21 protein-coding genes are annotated in these 26,170 nt (G+C 53.5%); 5 read left to right on the forward strand and 16 right to left on the reverse strand.

Going from position 1 to position 26,170, the window contains the following annotated elements; all coding sequences use genetic code 11:
- From NXS13_RS08435 to NXS13_RS08470, 8 genes are all read right to left on the reverse strand, one after another.
- On the reverse strand, positions 1-1,468 hold a 1,468-nt coding region (locus NXS13_RS08435), incomplete at its 3' end, for a hypothetical protein (RefSeq protein ID WP_259289625.1).
- A gap of 246 nt (positions 1,469-1,714) precedes the next feature.
- Entirely contained in the window at positions 1,715-3,271 is a 1,557-nt protein-coding gene (locus tag NXS13_RS08440) for a carboxypeptidase-like regulatory domain-containing protein (RefSeq protein ID WP_259289626.1), read from the reverse strand.
- Positions 3,272-3,293: 22 nt separating this feature from the next.
- Positions 3,294-5,360: a hypothetical protein gene (locus NXS13_RS08445; protein WP_259289627.1), complete on the reverse strand. Its 2,067-nt coding sequence runs from the start codon at positions 5,358-5,360 to the stop codon at positions 3,294-3,296.
- Between the two features lie 302 nt (positions 5,361-5,662).
- Positions 5,663-5,932 carry a hypothetical protein gene (locus tag NXS13_RS08450; protein WP_259158765.1) on the reverse strand — a complete coding sequence of 90 codons (270 nt, stop codon included), beginning with the start codon at positions 5,930-5,932 and terminating at the stop codon, positions 5,663-5,665.
- A 199-nt stretch (positions 5,933-6,131) separates the two neighbouring features.
- The gene (gene rpmA / locus NXS13_RS08455) at positions 6,132-6,401 is read right to left on the reverse strand and encodes a 50S ribosomal protein L27 (protein ID WP_259080249.1); all 270 of its coding nucleotides are present in this window, start codon (positions 6,399-6,401) and stop codon (positions 6,132-6,134) included.
- Positions 6,402-6,442: 41 nt separating this feature from the next.
- Entirely contained in the window at positions 6,443-6,748 is a 306-nt protein-coding gene (rplU, locus tag NXS13_RS08460; RefSeq protein WP_259080247.1) for a 50S ribosomal protein L21, read from the reverse strand.
- 199 nt (positions 6,749-6,947) lie between these two features.
- The gene (locus tag NXS13_RS08465) at positions 6,948-9,950 is read right to left on the reverse strand and encodes a translation initiation factor IF-2 N-terminal domain-containing protein (RefSeq protein WP_259080245.1); all 3,003 of its coding nucleotides are present in this window, start codon (positions 9,948-9,950) and stop codon (positions 6,948-6,950) included.
- Between the two features lie 556 nt (positions 9,951-10,506).
- Positions 10,507-12,180 carry a cytochrome c biogenesis protein CcdA gene (locus NXS13_RS08470; RefSeq protein WP_259080263.1) on the reverse strand — a complete coding sequence of 558 codons (1,674 nt, stop codon included), beginning with the start codon at positions 12,178-12,180 and terminating at the stop codon, positions 10,507-10,509.
- A gap of 445 nt (positions 12,181-12,625) precedes the next feature.
- On the opposite strand from NXS13_RS08470, the gene NXS13_RS08475 reads away from it, so the two are divergent.
- The 3 genes from NXS13_RS08475 (at position 12,626) to NXS13_RS08485 (ending at position 14,201) form a co-directional block, all read left to right on the forward strand.
- Positions 12,626-12,859, forward strand: a complete 234-nt coding sequence (locus tag NXS13_RS08475; protein ID WP_259158763.1) for a hypothetical protein — start codon at positions 12,626-12,628, stop codon at positions 12,857-12,859.
- An 87-nt stretch (positions 12,860-12,946) separates the two neighbouring features.
- Positions 12,947-13,516 carry a sigma-70 family RNA polymerase sigma factor gene (locus tag NXS13_RS08480; RefSeq protein ID WP_259158762.1) on the forward strand — a complete coding sequence of 190 codons (570 nt, stop codon included), beginning with the start codon at positions 12,947-12,949 and terminating at the stop codon, positions 13,514-13,516.
- Positions 13,506-14,201 (forward strand): anti-sigma factor, encoded by a 696-nt coding sequence (locus NXS13_RS08485; protein ID WP_259080239.1) that lies wholly within the window; start codon positions 13,506-13,508, stop codon positions 14,199-14,201. Before NXS13_RS08480 ends, NXS13_RS08485 begins: the two co-directional genes overlap by 11 nt.
- Positions 14,202-14,253: 52 nt before the next feature.
- Here NXS13_RS08485 and ndk read toward each other — a convergent pair whose 3' ends face one another.
- Positions 14,254-14,664, reverse strand: coding sequence for a nucleoside-diphosphate kinase (ndk, locus tag NXS13_RS08490; protein WP_259080237.1), 411 nt, complete (start codon positions 14,662-14,664; stop codon positions 14,254-14,256).
- A 133-nt stretch (positions 14,665-14,797) separates the two neighbouring features.
- Between ndk and NXS13_RS08495 the strand changes: the two genes are divergently transcribed.
- A complete protein-coding gene (locus tag NXS13_RS08495; protein ID WP_259289628.1) occupies positions 14,798-16,249 on the forward strand; it encodes a metallophosphoesterase family protein in 1,452 nt (483 codons plus the stop codon).
- Positions 16,250-16,270: 21 nt separating this feature from the next.
- Here the strand turns inward: NXS13_RS08495 and NXS13_RS08500 are convergent, their stop codons facing one another.
- The 4 genes from NXS13_RS08500 to NXS13_RS08515 all read right to left on the reverse strand — a co-directional run bounded on the left by NXS13_RS08500 (position 16,271) and on the right by NXS13_RS08515 (position 22,059).
- Positions 16,271-16,690: a DUF4233 domain-containing protein gene (locus NXS13_RS08500; RefSeq protein WP_259080233.1), complete on the reverse strand. Its 420-nt coding sequence runs from the start codon at positions 16,688-16,690 to the stop codon at positions 16,271-16,273.
- Between the two features lies 1 nt (position 16,691).
- Positions 16,692-18,296 carry a folylpolyglutamate synthase/dihydrofolate synthase family protein gene (locus tag NXS13_RS08505; RefSeq protein ID WP_259289629.1) on the reverse strand — a complete coding sequence of 535 codons (1,605 nt, stop codon included), beginning with the start codon at positions 18,294-18,296 and terminating at the stop codon, positions 16,692-16,694.
- On the reverse strand, positions 18,293-20,995 hold the full coding sequence (locus tag NXS13_RS08510; protein ID WP_259080230.1) for a valine--tRNA ligase: 2,703 nt from the start codon (positions 20,993-20,995) through the stop codon (positions 18,293-18,295). Before NXS13_RS08510 ends, NXS13_RS08505 begins: the two co-directional genes overlap by 4 nt.
- A gap of 83 nt (positions 20,996-21,078) precedes the next feature.
- Entirely contained in the window at positions 21,079-22,059 is a 981-nt protein-coding gene (locus NXS13_RS08515) for a malate dehydrogenase (RefSeq protein ID WP_259289630.1), read from the reverse strand.
- 503 nt (positions 22,060-22,562) lie between these two features.
- On the opposite strand from NXS13_RS08515, the gene NXS13_RS08520 reads away from it, so the two are divergent.
- Entirely contained in the window at positions 22,563-23,333 is a 771-nt protein-coding gene (locus NXS13_RS08520; protein ID WP_259080262.1) for a TetR family transcriptional regulator, read from the forward strand.
- Here the strand turns inward: NXS13_RS08520 and clpX are convergent.
- The 3 genes from clpX to NXS13_RS08535 form a co-directional block, all read right to left on the reverse strand.
- Positions 23,330-24,613: an ATP-dependent Clp protease ATP-binding subunit ClpX gene (gene clpX, locus NXS13_RS08525; protein WP_259080225.1), complete on the reverse strand. Its 1,284-nt coding sequence runs from the start codon at positions 24,611-24,613 to the stop codon at positions 23,330-23,332. The two genes, NXS13_RS08520 and clpX, sit on opposite strands and share 4 nt — an antisense overlap.
- 132 nt (positions 24,614-24,745) lie before the next feature.
- Positions 24,746-25,372, reverse strand: a complete 627-nt coding sequence (locus NXS13_RS08530; RefSeq protein ID WP_259080261.1) for an ATP-dependent Clp protease proteolytic subunit — start codon at positions 25,370-25,372, stop codon at positions 24,746-24,748.
- A 37-nt stretch (positions 25,373-25,409) separates the two neighbouring features.
- A complete protein-coding gene (locus NXS13_RS08535) occupies positions 25,410-26,009 on the reverse strand; it encodes an ATP-dependent Clp protease proteolytic subunit (RefSeq protein ID WP_259080223.1) in 600 nt (199 codons plus the stop codon).
- Positions 26,010-26,170: the final 161 nt, after the last annotated feature.

Consider the following 26,170-nt stretch of genomic DNA (forward strand, 5'->3'; position numbering starts at 1 on the left):
AACCAACAGTCACAACAACCTCTTGATCCGCAAGCGGCGCACCATCTTTATCCGCCACCACAAAAGTCACAACCGACGAATCCGCAGACTCCACCTGAGACCCCACAACACTCGCAGGAACAACAGGAGTCTGCCCTCCAGTTACTACTAACGACACCGTGTTCGATTCGACACCGCCGATAGTAGTTTTAACGTCAAATGTGCCAGCGCGCGGAGGAGTCCAGGTAGCGGTGTACACGGAGCCCGCGCGGGTGGCAGAAACTTTCGTGCTACCAATGTGGAAGCTGACATTGTCCGCTGGGACGATGTCGCCAGGGGTATAAGTCACTTCGGCGCGTAGCGTTACGGGAGAACCAGATTCCACTTGGTCTGGTGTTGCCGTCACTGAAACCGACTCCACAGCAGCTTTAGCTTTGACGGTGATCGTCGCTTGCTCGGTTACGGTGGGGTGATCGGTGACAACGGCTTCTATTTGCTGAGCACCTTCACCTTGCGCTGTGAACTCGGCGGTGTACTCACCTTGATCGTTACTGCGTACTTGCTGTTCCTCTGTGCCGTAGCGGATGGTAACCCCAGCTCCAGCCACGGCCTGATCAGCCGCATCGAAGAGTTGGCCATTGACCGTAAATGGATCGTCCGTCACCACTGACTCTGGAGCCTCGAGGGTGATCTTCTCAGGGGTTGCTGCCGCTTGGATACTGACGCTCGGCAGCGCTGGGGCCCCGCTTCCGGGGGTACACCACAGGAGGAAATTGATGGGTACCGCATCGGCTCCACCATTTTTCACATCGGCACTCAGCATTGCGGTAAAGAAAGCATTGTCATAGGACGCTGACGAAGGCTGTAGAGATGGGGTAGCATCTCCAGCTTCCGCGGCGGTGTAGGTGACAGTTGTCTCAGGGAAGTCAAGCTGCAAAGCGCCGTCGCTGTTGCGAGTCCCGCGCAGTGGGGCGCTCGTGAGGCCGTCGACACTGTTGTTTTCATTAGCGACATAGGCCGCTACCCGTACCGCAGTAGGGGTGACCGTGGCGCTAATATCATCTGCATTTTGGGCCACAACCGCACTCGCAGACGTATCAGAAGGATTATGAATATTGATGCTGGCTCGCGAGATCTCCGTTGGAATCAGGTCAAACTTGGTGGTCCAGAATGACCCAGCAAATTTATACTCTTTAGTCACCGCAAGATCTTTGACGGTGTACTTGTACTCGAAAGGCACACCTACACGTGCCGTTTCTGGAGCTTCGATATCAACCGTGGCCGAAGAAATGATACTTGAAGAGTAGTTGCCGGAAAGTCCAGAGTTCAGGTTACGACCCGTCGCGTCGGCTTTCATTTGACATCGCAAAGGAATCTCGAGTGAGGAGCTGACACTATCAGCGTGAACAGGTACCGCGGTTACTCCGGCTGCTAGAACCGGTCCCAGCAGTGCGGCGAGAATTTTTTTGGGGGTATTCAATGAGGCCACAACCTAGCTTTCTCGTAGATAATTCCGGGGGCAAAATTCTTAAGCTCCCTCATATACATTAATCACTAGATTGGGCATTTTTATTACACTGCTGAAGAATTTTATTTCATCACATTTTCTACTGGACGATTCTTGCGCTTATTATAGGCTTAAACAGCAGAAACTTCCTTTGAATAGTCAAAGAAAAAGCGGAAAGAGGGGTACAACTTTCATCGTAGTTGTACCCCTCTTTCCGCTGATTTTTGCCTAGGGGAATAATGGTGGCAGAGGCGGCAACTGTGGGAAATTAGGCAGAGCGAGGTTGAAGTGACGCGCGATAGCAAATAGCACTCCTCCCACTCCTAAAATTCCCAGAATTGACCCAATACTAATAAGGATCTTTCCCAGTGGTGAGGTATATCTCGCGCTAGGCTCGCGAGAGCCTTCAACCGCGGGTGGTGCGGGGGCTTCTCCGCTGCGAATGGTAAAGGCGTACCTATCGCTGAGTACCTGAGAAGTGGTTTCGCCCTGCAGGCCCGCTACTGCCTGAACTTCGAAGGCTCCAGGTATACCGAGTTCAATGGCTTGAGAAATCATCCCGAACGTGTCCGAGCGGGACACAAAGCTTCTATACACCGCCCCGCTTTCTGCGCGGTAGATATTGAAATAGACGGGATAGTTGGTAACTGGCTGATTATCTGCTGAGGTTAGGTCGGCAGAGAGCTCGATGCGAGTTCCAAATTCGTAACTGGATTGTGGAGGGTCTAGGTGGAGGCGTGCGGGCTGAGCAGCTTTGGGTTTTACTGCGTTGTTGGGCAGAACTTTCACGGTTACCGACGCCTCTTTACCGCCAGCGCGAGCGAGCACGCGGTAGTCTTCTGGGATGAGGGGTCGGAACTGGTACTGGGCGTACCCTAAGGCATCGGTGGTTTCGGTAAATATACGCCCCCCGATATGAAACTCAACCGAGCGCCCGGGTATTCCGCCACCCGCGGCATCTGTCACCCGCGAACGGAGCATGAGCTCGTTTCCAGCCTCGAGGGTATCGAGGGATGACTCCAAGGAAATTGCGGCAACCGCGCGGCGGGTATCTTGCTCGACCGCGGTTACCGCCGGAAGATTAGCTGCTATCGGAGTGCAGCGGACTAGGAAATTCTGTTGGCGACCCTGGTAATTCATTCTGGCTAAACCGCTGAAAAAGCTTCCCGGTCCGATATTTCGGTTGTCGGCGGCCTTGGGGAATGCCGGAGCGAGATCACCCGGCTGAGTAGCTTTCATTGTCAGGGAAATCGGGGGGATGTCCACGGCAAAGCTCGAACCGGTGTCACTAGCATATACTCCCCCCGATTCGTAGCTATCGAGACGAGAAAAGGCATCGTCGTCGGCAACAGTCAGGTCGCCTCCAATTGTTATTTCTCTTTGCTCGGTGGTGATCCCTAAGCCTTTTGTTCCGCCCGCAGATTTTTCCACACTGACGAGCTCTGTTTGGGAGGGGGCTGCTATCTTTAGAGAAATTCGAGAAAACTCTGTGACCTGAGGCCGCTCGGCTAAATAGGACCACGTAGCCGGTAATTCTATCCGTCCAGGCTCAACCGTATAGGTGAAGGGTACTCCTACTGCGACGGTCTGTGGGGCTGAGACCTTTGCTCGAAATATAAAGCCGTATTTCTCGCCCCAGAATCCGTTAAGCAATAAGGTTGAAGGATTGTATAAGTGGCACCCAAAATCTATATCGGTGGTACTCTCTACGGCCTGAGCCTGTGGGGCCGCGATCAAGAGGCCGGCGAGCAAAGATGAGATACTCGCGCTTAGGATCCTTTTCACTCGTGGATAACCTTCCTATTCATTAGTTTACTAATCCGAAGTGACGTGCCACAGCGTAGATCGCTGCTAACAATCCCCCAGCCCCCAGAAGGGAACCGAGAATCGCCCATATTGTGGAGGACTCCTGCGATGAAGAGTCAGAGGGATCGCTAGCCTGAGAATCTGGGTAGGTAAATTCCTTCGATGAGACTGTTCCGGATACAAATTTCACGGTGTACTGCTCCCCTGCGACGATCGGCACACGATATCTAAAGGTACCGCTTGCGGAGGTATTAAAGCTATCGACAATTGCCCCGTTTACATAGGCATCGACGCGGTATCCGCTCAAGGGAGTTCCGTTCGGACCTAGCACAGTTCCTCGATAGGAAAGGTAGTTGGTACCGGTCTGTTGCGTTACTTCAACCTCGCTCGCCTCGTCGAGGGGGATATTCGGATCTCGCCGCGGGATCGTTGGTACGACCGAATACGGTGCTGATGCTAGATCGCCGCTTCGAGCAATGAGCTCGAAACTACGGGCGGGCAAGGTGGAGTAAATATACCGATACTCTCCATCACTATTGGGCGTTACTTCCGCGATTTCATCACCATCTATATAGAAGCTAACGCTCCGAGGGGTCGCCGGACGACCGTAATCATCGGTTGCACGCGCGATAAACGTAGCGGGCTGACCTGCGAAGAGAACGTCGGGCCGTACCTCGAGGATGAGCTTAGTAGCTACGATCCCACTGCGTGGATCGAAATAGAGCGCCAACTCTTCGCTGGAGGAGTCACCTGATTGAGCACGAAGGATAACCCGACCCGGAGTGCGAGACGAAATAGGATGCTTAAAGGAGCCATCAGGCGCACGATGAAGCGTTATTTTCTGATCATTGACCCATAAATCCAGAGAATCTAGGTGTGCTGGTGTCGAACCGTCAGCCTGGTAGACATTCGCGGTTACCGGAATAAAATCAGTCACTGTTGCCGAATTGGTGGGAACACTCAATGTGAGAACAGGCTTTTCAACATTCAAGGTACGGGCAGCAGACGTTACTTTATCGCTGGTAGCAATAACGCGGAAGGAACCGACCGCATCTGCGCGGTAATCGAAGGTACTACGCCCATCACTACCTGTAACTCCAGTGAGTATTACGTCCCCGACCATAAGGGAAACGTCTTGACCGGCTAGGGGGTTGGACTCAGCGTCGGTAGCAAGCACCGACATGGCAAGAGTTTCCCCTTTAACAGCCTTTTCCTTAGCATCCACCTGGAGCTGAACAACTTGCCTAGCAGGGGTTTCTACTACTTCTACCGCGGGGAGTTCTCCCTGGGCTACGCCACAGCGAACTGCGACAGTTCCCACGCTTCGACGATCATTAGGACTGCGCAACGACGCTGAAGCGAAGAAAGAAAAGAAATTATCGCTCGTGTACCCATTCATGACTCTCGTCCCCACCGGGAAGGCGGGTGCGATCGTGCCGGCTGAATTGGCGGTAAGCCGCAAGCTTACGGCTGGGAAATCTACACCGGAGTGACTCCCGTTGGATGCGCCTTCAAAGCCAGCGTGCTTCAACTTGCTCACCGCATACGAGGTGATCAAGGCTGCTGGGCGATCGAAATTGATCCCATCAATATCGCTGTCGCCTTGGATAGAGACCGTATGCGAAGACTGATCGAACTTAGACACTGTTCCAATGGGGCTCACCCCGAGAGCTACTGATTCAAGCGATGTCTCAGAGGGTACCGTGATATTCATCTTACCGCGAGAAATCTTGGTCAATTCAAGAGTTTCATTGCTTCCCAAATAGGGAATATATAGCGGATCGGGGATGCCAGCCACGGTAGGGTCGATGGTGTACTCGAAGCTTCCCCCCACACGCACAGCACTGGGAGCAGTCACTGTAGCTTGCAGTTCTAAATGATAATCATCGCTAGGATAATTGCCCATGACGGGGAAATAGAGACCTCCGTTACTCGGACGAGCATCGCAGTGGAAAGTCACGGGTACTGTCGATGTACGCACAGCCGCGCTCGCTCCTGGAATGGAGAGAGTGGCAGCTACTGCGCTCACCGAAACTATAGCCGTGAAGAGAGATCGAGCTGAATGCATAGGGCATCACGTCTTTTCTTGGAAGATAATTCCATAGTGGATTAACTAATAAGTCGAGGTATATACCTACTATGTTACATGGACGACAACTGAGGGTTGCCTGATAGGCCCATGAATTCCCACACTTCAGCTATCCACGGCTCAGCTACTTTCTCCCCTAGCCGAGCATGAGAACGTGACGGATACAGGGCTGGCACATAAAACTAGTCCCTGCTCAGGCGAGGTCAGACAAAGTTAGAGTGAGTCAAGCGCCAAATACGAGGAGGAACCAGCGCTAGGCTGGTTCTTTCGCGTTCTACGATTTAAATGCGAACGCCGATAATCCTGAGAATGGGGGCAGCAAAAAGAGCGAGGAAGGCTAAGACACCGACGGTTCCCCCCAGTGCTAAAAGAACAGTTTCTAAGGTTTTACCGTTGTCGGTACGGGGCCTATCGCTACTGCCAGCCTTGTGGCTACCTGAAGCCTGCGCGGCATAAGTGGTTATAGACTCAGCGGTAACGGGAGTGGTAGAGATCGGCAAAGCGAGGGCAATGGCACTGAGCGTGCTGAGAACCACACGGTTGATCTTCATGGAAAAACTCTCATCCTTTTCGTTTGCGAACGCATTATCGGCTGCGCGCGTTCTAATCGCCTGCTCCCCTATCTTACGAGGGGCCTAGGCGGTATCTTCCTTTAACTATCCATAACTATGCGCGCCCCATAGTCTAGCAAGGATAAAAGCCAAGATCTCCGCGGTTAACGGCGATCTTGGCTTTTATGAAGAAAATATACTACGCGCTGACAGTCTCAGCCGCAGGAACAATATTCACAGTGCGGCGGTTACGCTTGATAGAGAATTCGACGGAGCCTGCTGCCAAAGCAAACAAGGTATCGTCTCCACCACGTCCGACATTCTCGCCGGGGTGGAATTTGGTTCCGCGCTGGCGAACGAGGATCTCGCCGGCGTTGACCCGCTGGCCACCGAATCGCTTAACACCAAGGCGTTTTGCCTCTGAATCGCGACCGTTACTGGAGCTAGATGCACCCTTCTTATGTGCCATGTGGTTTCCCTCCTTTAGGAATCTAGAAAGGCCGGTGAGCCTTATTTAATGCCGGTTACTTTCAACACGGTCAACTTTTGACGGTGACCCTGACGTTTCTTATAACCAGTCTTGTTCTTGTACTTGAGGATCTTGATCTTTGGACCCTTAACCAGGTCCACAATCTCAGCATTAACGCTCACCTTAGCGAGCTCCTCGGGCTTAGACACAACAGATGCGCCATCGACGAGCAGAATCGGGGTAAGAGCCACGGACGAACCTGGCTCACCCTCGATCTTCTCGACCTTGACGAGGTCACCTTCAGCAACCTTGTACTGCTTGCCGCCGGTCTTGACGATCGCGTACATACGAGGGCTACCCCTTATCTCTCTCGGACTAGAGGATAAGATCCCCTAGTGAACTTAACGTTTTATTTATCTGTTTCGATTTTTCACTACTTAACAGGACTTACACCGCAAAGGTGAGGGTCTTGCAAGTCGTATTGTATTCTCAAAACAGCGACTGTCAAAGACTACCCTTTAGAGGCAGTAAAAGACAAATAGCACTCTAGCGCTTCCCACGACGCACAGCGCGTCGGCGGCCGCGGGTATGGGCGCTCTTTGTCACCGTTTCTTCTTCCTTCACACCTGGGCTTGGAGGAGTACTCATCTCTGCTTTCTTTCGCACCACGCGACGTTTCCCGCGACGCTTGGTGTGAGTTGGCACCTCACTTTCATCCGCCACCATTGCCTGAGACTTGTCTTGGCTGGAGTTGGTCTCCTCGCGGGTGGAACTGGACTCCTCGCGCAGGGACTCTTGAGGCCGCTGGGTTTTGACAACTCTTCGCTTCGTTTTCCGCCGCCTCACCACTGCATCATCATGATGTGAGTCTGGTGCCTGGGTGGCGTCATGCGACTCAGCGGTCTCCGCAGATTGCGTCGTCTTTGCGGCTACCGATGAGTTCTCTGCGCTCGGATTTAGGTGGGTTTTCTTCACCCGGCGCCGACCGCGCGAAGGCTGAGGTGTGGATTTTTCTTGGACTACTTCCTTGGGGTCTCGTTCTTCGGCCTGGGCTGCGAGCTCACTGGCGAAGTCACTACGCTGCGGCGGAGTGTCGCTGGTAGAGTTCCCACGCACCTTGCGCTTCCGGCGCGGCGATTTCTCAAAATCAGCGATCGCTTCCTCGTAAGTGTGCGGCAGGTAGTCTGCGCCCGTCGGCTGATCGGGATCTTCGGCATCAGCTATATCGATGGCGCTTTCGATAATGGCCTCGAATTCTTCGATCTCCGGCTCAGCATGCTTTTTAACGCCCCGACGACGCCTGGTCTTTGCAGGCTTTTCGTCCTCCATGGGCACAGCCACTACCGCGGCAGCTAGCTCCTCGATAGTTGGCGCGTGATCTTCCGTCTCCTCGTGGTGGTCCATTGCGACCACTGCGGGGTGTTGCTTCGGATCCTGCTGTTTAGGGCTGCGAGAGCCGCGGGATTCGTGAACCGATTCGCGGTGTTCAATTGGGTCATCGTGGACAATGACACCACGACCTTCGCAGTGCTCACAGTCTGTAGCAAAGGTTTCCAACAAACCGGTGCCAAGCCGCTTACGCGTCATCTGCACCAAGCCAAGCGAGGTTACCTCGGAGACTTGGTGGCGCGTCCTATCACGCCCGAGTGCCTCAGTAAGGCGTCGGAGGACTAAATCCTGGTTTTCAGGAAGCACCATATCGATGAAATCAACCACAATCATGCCGCCGAGGTCACGCAGCCGCATCTGGCGCACAATCTCTTCAGCGGCTTCCAGATTATTCTTCGTTACGGTTTCTTCAAGATTGCCGCCCTGACCGGTGAACTTACCGGTATTCACGTCGATGACAGTCATCGCCTCGGTGCGGTCAATGACGAGAGTGCCGCCAGAAGGCAGCCACACCTTGCGAGAGAGGGCCTTGTGAATCTGTTCATTAATACGGAAAGCTTCGAAAGCATCGTTACCGTCATGAGCATTGCGATCAAATTTTTCTAGCCGATCCAGTAGATCAGGGGCTACGGATTTAATATAAGCGTGAACGGTATTCCATGCCTTCGCACCGTCGACCACCAGCGTGGAAAAATCCTCGTTGAAGAGATCTCGGACTACCTTGACCAGCATATTTGGCTCTTCATAGAGCGTTACCGGTTTGGCTCCCTTCGAGTCTTTTTCAGCCTGTGTGGTGTGCTCAATCTGCTCCCAGAGTTGGTGCAGACGTTTCACATCGGCTGAGATTGCCTCTTCGGATACTCCCTCGGCGGCCGTGCGAATAATGACACCTCCGTCACCAGGGACCACCTTGCGCAGGATATGCTTCAAACGTTTGCGCTCCGGTGCTGGAAGTTTACGCGAAATTCCTGCTGAGCGTCCGCCTGGAACATAGACCAAATAGCGTCCGGCGAGCGAAATTTGAGTGCTTAACCTCGCACCCTTGTGGCCCACAGGGTCTTTGACCACTTGCACGAGCACCTGGTCGCCGGATTTGAGGGCTTGCTCGATTTTGCGTTGACGCCCCCCAAGTCCAGCCGAGCGCCAGTCTACTTCGCCTGCATAGAGCACTCCGTTGCGGCCTCGTCCGATATCTATAAATGCCGCTTCCATTGATGGTAGGACATTTTGAACACGTCCTAGATAAATATTCCCGATCATGGAGGCCTGCGCATCAGAGGTCACAAAATGCTCCACGAGCAGCTCGTCTTCTAGTACGCCTACCTGAGTTACCATACCCACGGCATCGAAGCGTTCACGTTCACGCACCACCATGGTCCGCTTGACGGATTCCCGGCGCGCTAGAAATTCAGCCTCGGACACAATATGTCGCTTCTTGCGGGATTCTTCGCGCATTTCCACGCGTCGGCGGCGCTGCGCCTCGAGACGTGTAGATCCTCTCAGGGCTGTCGGTTCATCCGGTAATTCCACATCATCGTCATCGACCTCTACTGATTCTGGGCTGGCATTTTTGCGCCCACGGCCGGTACCTCGCTTACCACGGCGACGCTTCTTCGATAAGGTTGCATCCTCGTCGTCCTCGGTGTCAGCGGTACTTACATCTTCTACCTCAGCGTCTACTTCGACAGCGGGTGCTAGGAACTGCGGAACCTGGAACTCCACACGCGCTGGTGGCGGGGTGATAATCGGTTCTAGATCAACCCCGGAATTAACCTCGGAGTCGATATCGGCGAGTATGGTGCTGAGATCATCTTCCTCGGTGGCCGGTAGCGATTCTTGCAGTTCCTTATCCACCTTCTCTTCGATCTGGTGGATCTCATTTTCTACATTCTTCTCAACGCGGTAGCGCAGTTTTTCCTCGTCGGTATAATCGTCGGTCTTGTCCTTTGAGCTTTCGCCCTGGTTTCCGCCCGAGCGCAGGGCAGCGAAAAGCTGCGTGTACTCAGCACGTGACAGGTTAGACTGAGCAGCCTTGTTCACGCCCACGGCCTTGAGCTCCTTGATGAGCTCGCCGGATTTTAATCCTAGTTCTTGGGCAAGTGCGTAGACTCGAATCTTTTCTGGCAGTGCAGATTCGTTAATATGTTTTAGGTCAATCACGATTGACGTTCTCCCGAAATTAATTGTGTGGGAGTAGCCTTAGCGGGGATTGAGCAACTGGTGCGCGCGGGAGCAAAAACTCATCCAACTAGCGCGATGATTCTCGCGCCCATAGCCCGGCACCGTATTCTTGAGTGCTAGGAATGAATGTGCCGCCTTAAATTCCCCGGGCGCAAATCCTGCTAGTTATCTCAGAATCTGCAGCCATCGCAGAGCAGCTTGCACACTTCGAAGCCTATATTTTTATAAGTTTTTTCCAACGCTGTGCTCATCCGAGCAATTCTGTCACCTCGGCTACTACACGGTCGTTGTGGTCATATTCAGTTATAAAAGCGATCTCCTCGGAATCCCTGATGATTATTTCCATCAGGCTCGTCCCTTTCCTTAATTAGAAAGTGGCAGTGGTGATGCGCCAGTGCCTATTGTTCCATAGAACCAAAAATTTTGTGCAGCTAACACTCTTCCTGAGAGAAACTACACCTCATGCGCACGTGTCTAGAGACCACAAGAGGGCGTGATGTGATCGTATCCACGCCACGCCCCTAAAATTTTTTATCTAACCGAAAGTGAACGAGTAGAGCTCCAGACCTGCGGTGGGGGTAATAGTGATGAGCTCCGTGTGGTTATTAGGATCCCGGACTATATCGAGGCTGCCATCGCTTGTGATAGTGAAGGTTTTAACTGTGCCGTCTTCGCGCTCGACCGTTACTGTTCCGGTGCCAGAGAGCACCAGCTGGACCCACTTGGCCTGGAAGTTCAACTTGATTGCTGCCTCGGGTGATGCGGGCTTGATACTCGTTGGCCCTATGTCCCATGTCCCTGCGAGGGAATAAAAGCCAAGCTGCGGCGTCTGAGCAGACCCATAGTCGATGAGCCCAGTTCCAGCACTCGGGTTAGCTTGGTACTTCGACCGGCGGGCACCGAGATAGGTTTCTGGGCTTCTCGGCTCGCGTAGAGCCTCCACCACGTTATTCTCTACTGGTTCTGGCAGTGTGATGGTGGGGTCACGATCCACAAGGAGCTGGCGAATCAGGGTTTCAGTCTCGGCATACTTGCCTTCGCCTTCGTGGATCTGCACCACAGTACCCGTGTGGTCGGTGAGGTAGTGGGCTGGCCAGTACCTGTTATTAAAATTCTTCCACGTACGGAAATCATTATCTTGTACGACGGGGTAGTTGATGCCAGTATCGCGAGCCGCGGCCTTAACATTGTTGATATCTTCCTCGAAGGAGTATTCGGGGGCGTGAATGCCAATCACGTCGAGGCCATAGTCCTTATAGGTGTCATAGAGTTTCGTTATGTGCTCGTTTGCGCGTTGGCAGTTGATACATGCATAGGCCCAGAAGTCGACGAAGGTGACTTTGCCGGATGTGTGCGGGTCGATCGGACCGGGAGTGTTGAACCAGTTCTCTAGCCCCTCGAAGGCGGGTAACTTGCCGCAGTCGTGAGCGTGGGTCGCGTCTTCTTGTCGACGGCAGTACTCAAGGTCACCCTTCTGGCGCGGTGTATTGCCTGATTCTCGAACCTTATCAACCTGCTCCCCGAGAGCGTGCTGTGCTGAAGAGGTCCAATCCGGGAGGGCGCGTTGAATAGCGGCGGGGGCGTTGAAGATCAGTGCAACAGCGAGCAGGATGATTAATAAGCCAGAGCCGCGACGGATCCCCGCCTGGTGACGCTGGAACCAATCCACGCGCTCCCCTACTTTATTGCCACCGATCGCGAAAGCTAGAAGAGGGAGTGCCGCACCGATTGCGAAAGAAATAGTGAGAACGAAGATGCGAGCATCGAGCTCCCCTGTGGCAGCGGCTACTGTTATCGCTGCCAGTACGGGGCCTGCACATGGCACATACACAGCTCCAAGAACAAGACCAACAGCGAAGCCGCCGCGGTTGCGCACCTTATTTTGCAGGAAATACGGCTTCGGGATTTTATCAAAAGGAGCCTGAATCAACTCGCCAAGACGAGGGATGAGCATACCGATACCAACAAGAACGAGCAGGCTGATACCAACCCAACGCACCGTGGACCCTGGCAAACTTAAGGCGTTGAGTGCTACGGACCCCACTAAGGTGAGCGCTGCGAAACTCGTGGCCAACCCACTGAGAACGAGGTAAGGACGCCATCTATTGCCGCCACTGACAGCAAGGATCAAAGGCAACACGGGCAAAATACATGGCGACAGGCTGGTGAGAATACCGCCGAGGAGGCCAATAAAGACCATGGAGAAAATCATAGGGTGTCCTTTTATATGGTGAAGATGATGGTTCAACGTAGCTTTCACCCAAATAACGAGAATCGTTGTGAAAGGCCGTTACCCATATATTCGGAGAACTAAAGGAAAGAGATTGATTCTCGTTGCAAGACCCCTTCCAGGCCCCCTTCGGAAGAACCTTATTGACGTGCACTTATAGGATGAATAGAAGACGAGAAAATATATGCTCCACCGCTGTTCAATCATTCCTATGGGAGCCTAAGTGCGAAAGCGAAGAACTTTTTTTAACACAAGCGCAATCCGTTGTGCCGAGCTCTCCGTACCTATAGATATGAAGTTACCTAAAAGGCAAGCACTTTCCGTGCTGTGCTTGTTCTCTTAGAAAGTCCTTGCTCTGCACGTACAGGCTGAGAGAAAACTTCGTACCACTATTCCCACCTCGTTAGCTCTCTAAGGAGTTTTCATGATTTCACGTAAATTTGCAGCAACCACCATCGCCATGGCCATCACTTCCACTGGGCTCGTCGCCTGTGGTGATGATGCAACCAGCACACCCGCCGTCACTACAGAGTCAGATACCATGGAGAAGATGGACAAAATGGACTCCAACAAAATGGACAAGATGGATGAGATGGAGTCCGACAAGATGGACAAAATGGATAAGATGGAGTCCGACAAAATGGATAAAGAAAAATAGATCTATACCCCTCCAGCCAGCGAGGATCTCAGGTCTGTGCGCGCGTCGATAGGCGAGTTAGCAGATCTGAGTTTACAATCAGAAACTATGCACCCCACCCATGACGATGTGCTTAAGCGCGTTGCTGCAGGCGATAAACGTGCCTTCAGTGATCTTTATGACGAACTTTCGCCGAATGTCATGGGTGTCTGTATGCATATATTGCGCAACCCGCAGTTAGCTGAAGAAGTCGCTCAAGAGGTCTTTATCGAAATATGGCGGAAAGCCGGTAGCTTTGACCCAGCAAAAGCGGCAGCCCGCACGTGGGTACTCAGAATGGCTCGGTCCCGCGCGATTGATCGTTTGCGTTCCATGACTGCTGAGATGTCACGAGAGCACAAAGATGCCACTCTTAATGCCGTTACTCGTTTCGACAGTGTCGAGGATGCCGCTTTGGCAAGCGTCGAAGCTGTACGTTTGAGGAGGGCAATCGATCGGGTGGGCGAGCCCCACCGTAGCGCTCTGCTCCTATCTTATTTCGGTGGCCTTTCCAATCCCGAACTAGCCGCCCATACCAATATCCCCTTGGGGACTGCTAAGACCCGAGTGCGCGATGGCCTTAAGAAACTCCGTCAAGCACTGCTTTCAACCCCGGAAGGAGGACACTATGTGCGATAAAGATCTCCGATCTTCAGACGAGGAATTTCTAGACGAAACTCTTCTTGAAGCGGTTCCTCCGCATATGCCGAGCGATTCGCTAAAAGCTGCTATTTTTGCGGAACTGGCACGTGAGGATGCCTCAGAACCAGCCGATACCGATATATCGGTGATCCGAGAGACCAGACCTGCTGCCCCTCTCCCCCTTCCTCGGACGCTAAAGCCTGGCGGACTACGTTATCGTTCTGGCATGATCGCGGGTTCGTTAGCAGCCGTGAGCGTGCTGGTGATCGGCGGCTCGCTGATCGTGCCGACTATAACCCAGTCGACAAACCCATCCACCGCCCCCGTGGACTACCGAGATCCACATGCAGAGATGCATGAAATCATGAAATCTGAAGATATGGCGAAGGTTACCGTCAATGCGGCCGGTGCTCAGCTCGATATTGTGGCCTCGAAGCAGATGGAAAAAGCCGGCGCCATGGTGCAGGGGGCGGCGGCGACACAACCCGGTATGGGTATTCAGGTGTGGAGCCAAACCCAGGCCGGTGAAATGATCAGCGCCGGAGTCATTGGTCCGGAAGACCACCAGTCTGTGTGGATGCCCCTTGATGGTCACACGGTCAAAGTGATCCTCACGGAGGAACCCATGACGGGTTCGGAACAACCTACAGGTACTATGCTCGCAGAGGTTATTCTCAGCTAACTTCGATATTCAAGAAGAGATAAAGCCCAGGGTAATCCTGGGCTTTATCTTTCTAGAGGTGGGGGAACCAAATCTTGATCTCTCTGGCTGCCGATTCAACCGAGTCGGAGCCGTGAACGACATTGGAATTCACCTCGAGGGCAAAGTCACCGCGGATTGTACCGGGCGTTGCCTTGGCCACAGGATCGGTGCCACCGGCTAATTGTCGCCAGGCGCTCACTGCTCGCGGCCCCTCAATGACACCAGCAACCAGGGGGCCGGAGGTAATGAAATCGACAAGCTCGGTAAAGAAGGGCTTATCCGCATGCTCTGCATAGTGCTGCTTGGCGGTGTCCTCGCTGGCCAAGCGCAAATCCAAAGCTATAATCTTTAGCCCTTTGCGCTCGATGCGACTGATGATCTCACCGATATGGCCATGGGCGACGCCGTCGGGCTTAATGAGAATGAGTGTACGTTCGTTCATGCGTTCTGATTTTAGCCTTTTTTAATGGTGAGTTCGAGAATCGTAGGATGGGGTATTTCCTGGTCTTTTCCAGCGCAATTAAGATATCCTTATTTCACCTCGTCCAGCCACCCATAGCGAATATGAAGGAATTATGCGCACGCGTCTTTTCACCGCAACGCTCACGAGCTTTGCGCTCAGCTCTTCCCTGCTCACCCCCGTCCAGGCGGCACCAGCCCCCGAGGTATCGTCCTTGGTTTTACTACCTGGCACTAATGCTTCCTCAGCACGCCTGAGTTTCCAACATGGCGAAACCGGCCGCATCCAGGTTCAGTGGGATAAAGCCTCAAACTTATATAACGGGTATTTTCGCCCCAGTGCAGCGTACGGCGACGCGCAGAAAAAGCTCTTGGGCGCGCAGTCCTATTTCACTTTTGAGGGACTGCAGCCTGATACCCGCTACGCCTATCGCATTGGTTTTGGCGCTACGAAGTGGACCGAGGTGCGCTACTTCACGACGGGCTCAGCCGATCAATTTAATGCTCTCGTTTTCGGCGACGTTAAAATCGGAGCCCGGGATATCGACGTTGATCGAACTAAATGGCAGCAGGCATTAGCCCGCGCGGAGGGCTTTGCTGAGAATGCCACGACCTTGCTCACACTGGGTAACCAAGTTAATAATCCGAATTATGCGCGCACCCAATACCCAGCCTTTCTCGACAACTCGGTAATGCCACGTCTGCAAACTGCGCCGCTTGCCGACGACACGTCTAGCCCTAATACCGATTTTGATTATTATTTTTCGCTCCCTCATGAAAGCTTTAATGGCGTGGGGCGCTCCACTCGAAATTATTATTTCTCCGCCGGCCCCGCCCTCTATATCGGCCTCAACCTAAGCAATCAACCTCTGACTGGCAATGACTGGGCAACGCTGAAGGGGTGGCTGCGCCAAACCGTCACAGCCCACGGGTTTGGGCATGAGTGGATCATTATTGGGCTCCAGCGTCCCCCATATTCGGCCGCAACCTCTGATACTCGGGTTCGCGCCGAGCTTGGTCCTCTCTTCGAGGAGCTCAACGTGGATCTCGTGCTTTCTGGCGGTGCGGATATCTATACCCGCACACATCTTTTAAAGGGTGCTGAGGTGGTTCCTCCAGCTCCTGGCTTTGCCCCACGGCCCGGACAGACACTGCGAGTTGCCAAAAAAGCTGAACCTGGTGAGGCTAATGAGGTCATCTATGTGACGCTAAATTCCCCTACTGGTGCGAATTTTGCGCAGCCGAAAGGAAGCGAGGAATTTGTTGCGATCAGCAATCAAGATTCCACCCCGGATTTCTCCCATCTTGAGGTGGATTCTCAGACGCTGACTTTGAGCACCTATAACAGTGCAGACGCTTCGCTCGTTGATGCCTTCACTCTGGATAGGCGCCCGGAGTCGGAGCCGGAGGACAAGAATGAAGACGATGGACGTGGTGAGAAGCCTGGAGCCCAGACTTCCTCAACCTCGAGCATTATCGGCATCATTTTGAGCGTTCTGTCGGGGCTAGGGTTGATAGGTGGCATCATCGCTTTTATTCAGCGGAACCCCCAGCTTCTCCGCTTCTAGGAAACACTATTCTAGGGAATGCTAAAGGTGCTGGGTGGTCAAGAGTCCGCGCTTCATACGTTCAAGTAGATTCTTGCGCAGGTGCAGAATATACCACCACACGAGAGCGAAGAAGATACCTATAATGCCCATTGATGGGTGGATAAAGAATCCGAGAATGCCCAGCACCTGAAGCCCAATATTGACTGGAATTGCCCATGTCTTTCCCTGCAAGAAGCTCATGACCAGCATCGCCGTGGCGACAACCACAACCGATACCCAGTTAAAGGTGGTCCAGTAGGCCCCGTTATCCACCCGTAGAATGACGGTGAGGACGAGGTAGAACGTAATAGATTCCATCCCCATGGCCCCCGCCATCACGCCGCGAAGGCCTTTGAGGGGATCGTTGACGGGCTTGTGCCCCATTCCTAAGGGGCCAACGGGGGCGGGGTTTTCTGCCATATTAGATTGGCTCCTTTGCAAACAGGGTACGTGCCTCACCGGCGGTTACAACTGATCCAGTAATAAGAACCCCTGAACCAGATTGGATATCGGCGTCTTCAGCTAATCCTACGGCTAATTCAATGGCACCATCGAGACCGCGAGCCGTATGGACTCGCTCTTCGCCGAAAATTCCCACCGCGAGGTCGTAAAGATCCCTCATATCAAGGGCCCTTGGGCTGGAGTTTTGGGTGACGACGATCTCATCGAGGTGGGGCTCTAGAGCTGCAAGAATTCCTCGGGCGTCCTTGTCGCCTAAGATCGCTAGCACTCCGATAAGACGCTGGAAGTCAAAGTCTCGCTCGAGAGCGGTTGCGAGTGCACGCGCCCCGTGGGGATTATGGGCGGCGTCGATAAATACTGTGGGGGCCGATCGAACCCGCTCCAGCCGACCCGGACTTTGAACTGTGGCGAAGCCTTCCTTTACCGTGTTGAGATCGAGGCTGCGGCCAGGGCCGGCCCCAAAGAAGGCCTCCACCGCGGCGAGGGCTACAGCTGCATTGCGAGCTTGGTGCTCACCTGAGAGTGGTAGAAAAATGTCCTCATAGTCTCCCGCCAGTCCGCGTAGGGTGAGTTGCTGACCTCCGACAGCAACGCGGGATTCTATGACCGAAAATTCCTGCCCTGCCCGAGCGACTGATGCGTCGATATCTACGGCATACTCCAAGATCGCCCGCATCGCTTCGGGCTCTTGTTCAGCGATAATAGCAACGTTTTCTTTAGGGGCGAGTAGATCGTCGAGATCCCATCGAGTTTTAATAATCCCCGCTTTCTCCTGGGCGATATTGGCGATGGTGTCCCCTAAGTATTCTGTGTGATCGATGCCTATGGGCATGATCACGGCCACCTCAGCATTGATCACATTGGTGGCATCCCACCGACCCCCCAAACCGACTTCTACTACCCCCACATCCACCGGAGCATCAGCAAAGGCTGCATAGGCCATGGCTGTGAGGACCTCAAATTTGGAGAGCTTTGGCCCTCCAGCTGCCTCGCTGTGGGCATCAGCCATCTCCACGTAGGGGCGGATTTCTTCGAAAATACGCACATAATCGCGGGGGTGGATCGGGCGTCCATCGATAGCAATGCGTTCAGTAACCAACTGCAAATGCGGACTCGTGGTGCGCCCAGTGCGCCGGTGGAAAGCCCGAAGTAGTGATTCCACCATTCGAACTGTGGAGGTTTTTCCGTTAGTGCCAGCGATGTGGATAGCTGGAAAACTGCGCTCTGGGTGTCCGAGGAGATCCATGAGGAATTCGATCCGATCTAAGGTCGGATCGATTATTGTTTCATTGAAACGCTGGTCAAGCTCGGCTTCGACCTCTTTAAGCGCGCGCATATCCTCATGAGTGATCTCGAGGGCTGGCGGCTCGGGTTTCGCTGCGATCGTCAATGGCAACTCGAGGCCCGACTCCTTAAGGGTGAGATCACCTAAGGTCACAGGCTCGCCTTCCTCACCGGCAAGCGCGGCACTGACCTGGAAATCCTCACCCCCTAAATCTGCTTCAGCAAGGTGCGCATAGCCCGCTTCTTGGCTGGTATCTGGCTGGTCGGAGGGTGAACTCATGAGCGTAGCTCTTCCAGTTTGCGGCTGATCCTAGCTACTTCTTCCGCAGCGAGGTGCTGGCGAGTGCGAATCTTCTCCACCACAGCATCTGGAGCCTTAGCGAGGAAGGCCTCGTTGGAGAGTTTCTTCGTGGTTCCTTCCAATTCCTTGGTAGCTGAGGCGAGATCTTTCTCTAAGCGCTTGCACTCTGCTTCCTTGTCCACGGTTCCAGAGGTATCGAGGGAGACCGTTATTGTTCCCGCCTCTAAGCGCACCTCGAGGGTGGCTGAGGCCTGGAAATCCTCATTCGGGTGATCGAGTTTAGCGAGGGTACGCACCACGGTTTCTTGATCAATCAGGTCAGCGGCGGCGAAATCAACAGCAGCGGGTACCTTTTGGCTCGGTTTAACGCCTTGATCGGAACGGAAGCGGCGAATTTCGGTGACGAGTTTTTCTATATCTGCGATCCGACGAGCTGCGATATCATCCCGCGGTGCTCCCCCATTGGTGAGCTCTGTGGTGGGCCAGGCACTGATAACCAGTGATTCCTCATCGCTAAGAGCCTTCCACAAGGTTTCAGTCACGAACGGCATAGCTGGGTGGAGCAATCGCAGCACGGCATCGAGCACGCGACCTAAAACTACCTGGGTATTCTTGCCACGCTGCTGCTCGCTAGGACTTGCCTGGGAGAAATCGCGCGGAATCTGCACCTTGGCGATCTCGAGATACCAGTCGCAGAACTCTCCCCACGTGAACTGGTACAGCAGCTCGTGAGCTTTGGCGAATTGATAGCGGTCAAGATAGGAATCAACGTGGTCGCGCACGTCTTCGAGGCGGTCTAGGATCCATCGATCGGCGTCTGTCAGCTCCTCGCGGGCGGGAAGGTCACCAATGCGAGCACCGTTGAGGAGTGCAAATTTGGTGGCGTTGAAGAGTTTGGTGGCGAAGTTTCGCGAGCTTTGAGCGGAATCGGCTCCAACAGGCAAATCTACGCCAGGGTTGGCACCACGAGCTAGGGTAAAGCGCAGTGCATCGGCGCCGTAATCGCGCACCCAGTCCATGGGGTCGATGCCATTACCGAGCGATTTACTCATCTTGCGGCCGTGCTCGTCGCGCACCAGTCCGTGTAAGAAGATATCGGTAAATGGTATCTGCGGGCGCCCCGCTGCCCCACCATTGAGGGTCTCTTCACTTATCGACGATGCGAAGGTCGCGAACATCATCATTCTGGCGACCCAGAAGAAAAGAATATCGTAACCGGTCATGAGCACCGAGGTGGGATAGAATTTCTGCAATTCTGGGGTATTTTCCGGCCAACCTAGGGTGGAAAACGGCCACAGTGCCGAACTGAACCAGGTATCCAAAACATCGGGGTCCTGTGTGTAGCCTGCTGGGGGTTGCTCATCGGGACCAACACAGACAATCTCATCATTCGGGCCGTACCAGATGGGAATACGGTGGCCCCACCACAATTGGCGGGAAATGCACCAGTCGTGCATATCATCGACCCACTCGAAATAGCGCGGCTCCGCTGACTTCGGGTGAATAACGGTATCGCCCTCTCGAATTGCATCGCCCGCCATGAGAGCAAGTTCATCAACCTTGACGTACCACTGCAGTGACAGCCTCGGCTCGATGGGTTCTCCGGAGCGTTCGGAGTGACCTACCGAGTGAATATAGGGGCGTTGCTCCTTGACAATGCGCCCTTGTGCGGCAAGTGCCTCACGGATTTTTACCCGCGCCTCAAAACGATCCAGGCCATCAAACTCAGTGCCAGTATGAGCAATATGCCCCGTGGAGTCGAAAATATTGGGCATCTCCAGATCATGTCGCTGACCCATGGCGTAGTCGTTGGGATCGTGAGCGGGGGTGATCTTGACAGCGCCGGTGCCAAATTCAGGATCGACGTAGTCATCGGCGATAACGATCAATTGGCGATCGTTGAGAAATGGGTGAGGCAAAGTGGTGCCCACCAACTCTCGGTATCGCTCGTCTTCGGGGTGTACGGCCACGGCGACGTCGCCAAGCATTGTTTCTACCCGCGTGGTGGCTACGATAACGTGGGGTTCATCATCGTTGAGTGAGCCATAACGGATGGACACTAATTCACCCTCGACGTCCTTGTACACGACCTCGATATCGGAGATAGCTGTTTCCAGTACTGGAGACCAGTTGACGAGGCGATTAGCTTGGTAAATCAAGCCACGATCGAAAAGGCTTTTGAAAATAGTCTGCACAGCGCGCGATAGCCCCGCATCTAGGGTGAAGCGTTCGCGCGACCAGTCAACTGAGTCACCCAAGGCGCGCATCTGGGTGCCAATGGTTCCGCCGAATTGCTCTTTCCACTCCCAGACCTTGGCGATAAACTCATCGCGCTCATAATCCCAGCGCTTCTTCCCCTCCTCCTCGAAGAGTTTGGCCTCCACCTTGGACTGGGTGGCAATACCAGCGTGGTCCATACCTGTCATCCAGAGGACCTCATAGCCTTGCATGCGCTTGCGGCGAGCGACCACATCGATCAGGGTGTGGTCGAGGGCATGGCCCATATGCAGTTGGCCGGTGACATTGGGCGGCGGAATCATAATGGAGTAGCCGGGCTTTGAAGAGTGGGCATCAGGGGTGAAATATCCCTTGTTGACCCAATTCTCATATAACTCGGATTCGACCGCTTGCGGGTCCCAATTTTTGGGCAACTTATCTGCACGATTATTTTCAGCCATGCCCACCATCTTAGATAATTCCCTATGGGGGACAAAGAAAAGGTGCCCAGGAGGAAAACCCTGGGCACCATCTCATCTACTCGCTAGGACTTGAGCAGGTCAGCGACAGCGTCGCGTTCTTCTTGCAGCTCCTTGGCATTGGCAGCAATGCGCTCTTTTTGGAACTCGGACAGCTCGAGATCCTGCACAATCTCCCACTGTCCATTGTGGGAGATTGTGGGGAAACCGTAGATAATGCCCTCGGGCACACCATAGGAGCCATCGGATGGAATTGCGGCGGTAGCCCAACCCTTGGAGCCGTTAATCCAATCGTGCATATGGTCGATGGCGGATGATGCAGCAGAGGCGGCTGAGGATTTGCCGCGAACCTCGATGATCTCAGCGCCGCGCTTAGCTACTCGTGGGATGAACTGGTCAACGTACCACTCGTGGTCGATGAGATCGGTGAGCTTCTTATCTCCCATGGTGGCATAGGTGATATCCGGGAACTGAGTAGCGGAGTGGTTACCCCACACAACGACCTTTTCGAGTTCGGTCTTATCGCAGTCGAGCTTCTCAGCAAGCTGAGAAATAGCGCGGTTATGGTCGAGGCGCATCATGGCATTGAAGCGGTCATTGGGGACATCAGGGGCGGCATGCATAGCGATGAGCGCATTGGTATTGGCGGGGTTACCCACGACCAGAACGCGAATATCATCGGCAGCATGGTCGTTAATGGCCTTGCCCTGTGGTCCAAATATCTTGCCGTTGGCAGCGAGCAAATCAGCGCGCTCTTCTCCGGCACCACGTGGCTTAGCACCAACCAGGAAGGCTGCGCTGACGCCGTCGAAGGCCACGTCGGCTTTATCACTGACAGTCACTTTCTTCAGTAGGGGGAAGGCTGAGTCGTTGAGCTCCATAGCTACGCCCTCAGCGGCACCGACTGCCTGTGGGATCTCCAGAAGGTTCAGCTCAATAGGGGTGTTGGGGCCGTAGACATCGCCGTTGGCAATGCGCCACAGAAGCGAATAGGAAATTTGACCTGCTCCACCAGTAACGGCGATCTTCTTAGTCTGATGACTCATGGATACTCCTTGGGAAAATAGTTAAAGACTGGTTGATCTACCTGTCTTAGGCAATAAGGCGTCGGCGCATAGTTGGCGCGCACATGACAACTTTCAGCCTAATAGTGTGGTGAGGGAAAAACTAGAAGAAGCCCCGAATGCCAGCTATTGCCGCTAAGAGATTGCTCACACCCCATTGTCAATAAAACATGCTATCTGAGAAACGAAGAACTATTTCCCAAAAATTTCTTAACTACCGGCCGAAAAGTTGAAAATCACCCCCGAAAGACGTCCTATAATAGGACGCAACGGTTCCCATAAGTACAAAAGAAGACTCATCAGCTAAATTACATTTAGGGCAGAAGCCTAGTTTTTACGGTGATCTCTTTCGCGATCGCTTCGACGATCGCATCGACTTATGTCACCGCATTATCAGGGATAATCCACGATTATTGCGCTTCTCCCTGACTATCATCTATATCCCATTCAACCCAAGGAGATCCGGAGTGTCCAAGGACAAGGCCATCACTCATCCCTCGGAGCCCCAGGCGGCCTCAGATTCTTCCGTCTCCGAAGCTACACCTGAACTCGTTCTCGATATCGCTCTAAAGAAATTCTCCGAACTGGGGTTTACCGATACGAAACTCGAAGCTATTGCTAAAGAATCTGGCATGTCCAAGCGCATGATTCACTATCACTTCGGCGATAAAAAGGGGCTCTACCACCGCAGCCTCGCCCTCTGCATCCACTACCTCCGACCTCCCGTTGAGGAGCTCGAGTTAGATTCTCAGGTGCCAGTCGACGGCGTTCGCAAGGTGGTAGAAGCAGTATTTACTCGCTTCTGTCAGCACCCGGAGGCAATTCGCCTTCTGTGCCTGGAAAATATCATGCACTACCTCCATATCCATGAACTCCCCCCACTCATGGACCAATCAGCGATCACTCTCCAATTGGACAAACTCCTGATGCTCGGTCAGGACGCCGGAGCATTCCGCCCCGGTATCTCAGCCCAGGACGTATTTACGCTCATTTCTTCGCTCGCCGTTTTCCGCGTGATCACCCATGAGACCACCATTAATCTGTATAACGTGGATCTGCTCAACGAAGCTAATACTCAAGGAATGGCGCGCATGGCCGCTGACAGCGTGTTGGCCTTCCTCACCTCACATCTCAAAACCCCAGAGCAAACCTCTTATTTAAGCTCCAGTGCCAATTTGGAGACCGGCGAGGTATTGGATTTTCCTCACTATGACACTGGGAGCGAAAACTACAACTTCGGATCTGATCTCTTTTAGGCGATGAACTGATAGGGGTCGGCGTTGACGATCTTCGGTGAGCCCTCTTTGCGGGCCGCCTCTGCTGTGATCACAACTTGAGAGATATCTGAGGAGTCGGGAATTTCAAACATAGTTTCCCCGAGGATCTCCTCCATGATGGCGCGCAGGCCACGAGCTCCGGTTTTACGCTCTAGAGCCTGCTCAGCCACAACTTCTAAGGCTTCCGGCTCAAATTCAAGATTGACACCATCCATCTCGAAGAGACGACGGTACTGATTAACTAAAGCATTGCGCGGCTTGGTAAGGATATCTACCAATGATTGCTTATCAAGGTGATCGACCCACGCCACGATGGGCAAGCGGCCAATAAATTCTGGGATGAGGCCGAATTTAACCAGATCTTCTGGCTGAACCTGGCGCAGAATATCAGAGTTCTCCCGTTCCTCCCGGCTCTTAATATCAGCGCCGAAGCCTAGGCTGCGCTTAGATACTCGTTCCTCAATGACCTTGTCGAGGCCGGCAAAAGCACCTGCCACGATAAAGAGAATCTTTGACGTATCCATGTGAATAAGTTCATGATTGGGGTGCTTGCGTCCACCTTGGGGCGGAATGGCAGCCACCGTTCCTTCGAGAATTTTTAGCAATGCCTGCTGGACGCCTTCACCGGACACATCCCTGGTGATTGAGGGGTTTTCGGATTTGCGTGAAATCTTATCAATCTCGTCAACGTAGATGATTCCGCGTTGAGCCCGCTCCACATCGAAATCAGCCGCTTGCAGTAATTTCAGCAAAATATTCTCAACGTCTTCGCCCACATAGCCAGCCTCAGTCAGGCTTGTGGCATCGGCGATAGCAAAGGGCACATCGAGTTTGCGCGCCAGGGTTTGCGCCAAATATGTCTTACCGGATCCGGTGGGGCCAAGCAGAAGAATATTCGACTTCTCGAGCTCCGTCTCTTCTTCAGCCTTGCGCGAAGACAGCGAGCGGGTTTCCTCTGCTTTGATTCGCTTGTAGTGGTTGTACACTGCCACACTCAATGTGCGCTTGGCAGCGGTTTGTCCAATCACAAATTCGTCGAGGAAGGCAGAGATTTGCGAGGGCTTAGGTAGACTGGAATCCTTTTCCTCGCTCTCATGGCCGGATCCTAGCTCCTCCTCCATGATTTCATTACACAGCTCCACACATTCATCACAAATGAATACGCCACCGCCAGCAATGAGTTTTCTCACTTGCTTTTGGCTCTTTCCACAGAAAGAGCACTTGAGGAGGTCAGAGCTACTGTGCTTGTGCGTTGTCATAAGAGATAAAGATTTCGCTTTCACATCGTTGAAGGGTGCTCTACTTACTTTAGTCGATGCTACCTGGATGAGGCAGCATCGAAACAACCCGCCACGGGAATATCCACGTGGCGGGCTGGCTCTAGCAAGAGTCTACGGATTGAGCTTGCGATAGTCGAAGACTTCATCAATAAGACCATAATCCTTGGCCTCTGCTGCGGTGAGAATTTTATCTCGGTCTGTATCGATGCGAATCTGTTCCGGTGTGCGTCCGGTGTGACGGGCTAGCGTCTGCTCCATTTGGGTTCGAATGCGCTCGATCTCGGCAGCCTGAATTTCCAAATCAGAAACTTGGCCGCGTGAGCCCTCGGTAGCGGGCTGGTGAATGAGGATACGGGCATTTGGTAGGGCTGCACGCTTACCTGGGGCGCCGGCACCGAGTAGTACCGCGGCTGCGGATGCTGCCTGGCCGAGGCACACGGTCCGCACATCGGGTCGGATATACTGCATGGTGTCATAAATGGCCATCAGCGAGGTAAAAGAACCGCCGGGCGAATTGATGTACATGGTGATATCTCGGTCCGGATCCATACCTTCAAGGACGAGGAGCTGCGCCATAATATCATTAGCTGAAGTATCGTCCACCTGCGAGCCCAGGAAGATAATGCGTTCCTCGAACAGTTTGGCATAGGGGTTGGTTTCTTTTGTCCCATAGGCCGACTGCTCCACGAAGCTGGGAAGCACGTAACGGGCGGAAGGCATCTCGAGGCCGTGTTTCATAGAATTCATTTCTCCAATTTCCTTTTACGGTGTGCTTCTAGTTAGCAATCGGGCCCTGTGCCAGAGTGATGACGTGGTCCACGAGGCCGTACTCTTTAGCCTCTGTGGCAGTAAACCAACGGTCACGATCCGAGTCCTTGGTGATTTGCTCAAAGGACTGGCCCGTGTGCTCAGCAATCAGTTCTGCCATTTCGCGCTTAGTTTGGGCGAACTGTTCGGCTTGAATAGCGATATCAGCAGCGGTACCACCAACACCTGCCGATGGCTGGTGCATCATGATACGCGCATGGGGCAGCGCATAGCGCTTGCCTGGGGTTCCACCGGACAGCAGGAATTGACCCATCGAAGCTGCAAGCCCCATGCCATAGGTTGCGATATCACACGGCGAATATTTCATGGTGTCATAGATGGCCATACCCGCAGTGACGGAGCCACCAGGGGAGTTGATATAGAGCGAAATATCGCGCGTGGGATCTTCTGCGGAGAGCAGCAGAATTTGCGCACAGAGCTTATTGGCAATCTCGTCGTTCACCTCGGTACCGAGGAAAATAATCCGCTCGCGTAAGAGACGCTCGAATACGGAATCGCCTAAATTTAAACCCGGCTGGGCGGACATCGTCGTTAACTGCTCGCTCATGATTAAACTCCTTGTATCGTGAAATTTCTCTAGTTTCTTCCACCTTACCGCCCAAGAAGGGTAATACACCTCCTTGTTCGCTATAAGCGGATAGCTAAGGAAAAAGCCCAGAAGATTTCCCAGCTACTGGTAATGGGAAATCTTCCGGGCTATGGGGAGAG

This window comes from Corynebacterium sp. ES2730-CONJ (genome assembly GCF_024834055.1).
Classification (GTDB): Bacteria; Actinomycetota; Actinomycetes; order Mycobacteriales; family Mycobacteriaceae; genus Corynebacterium.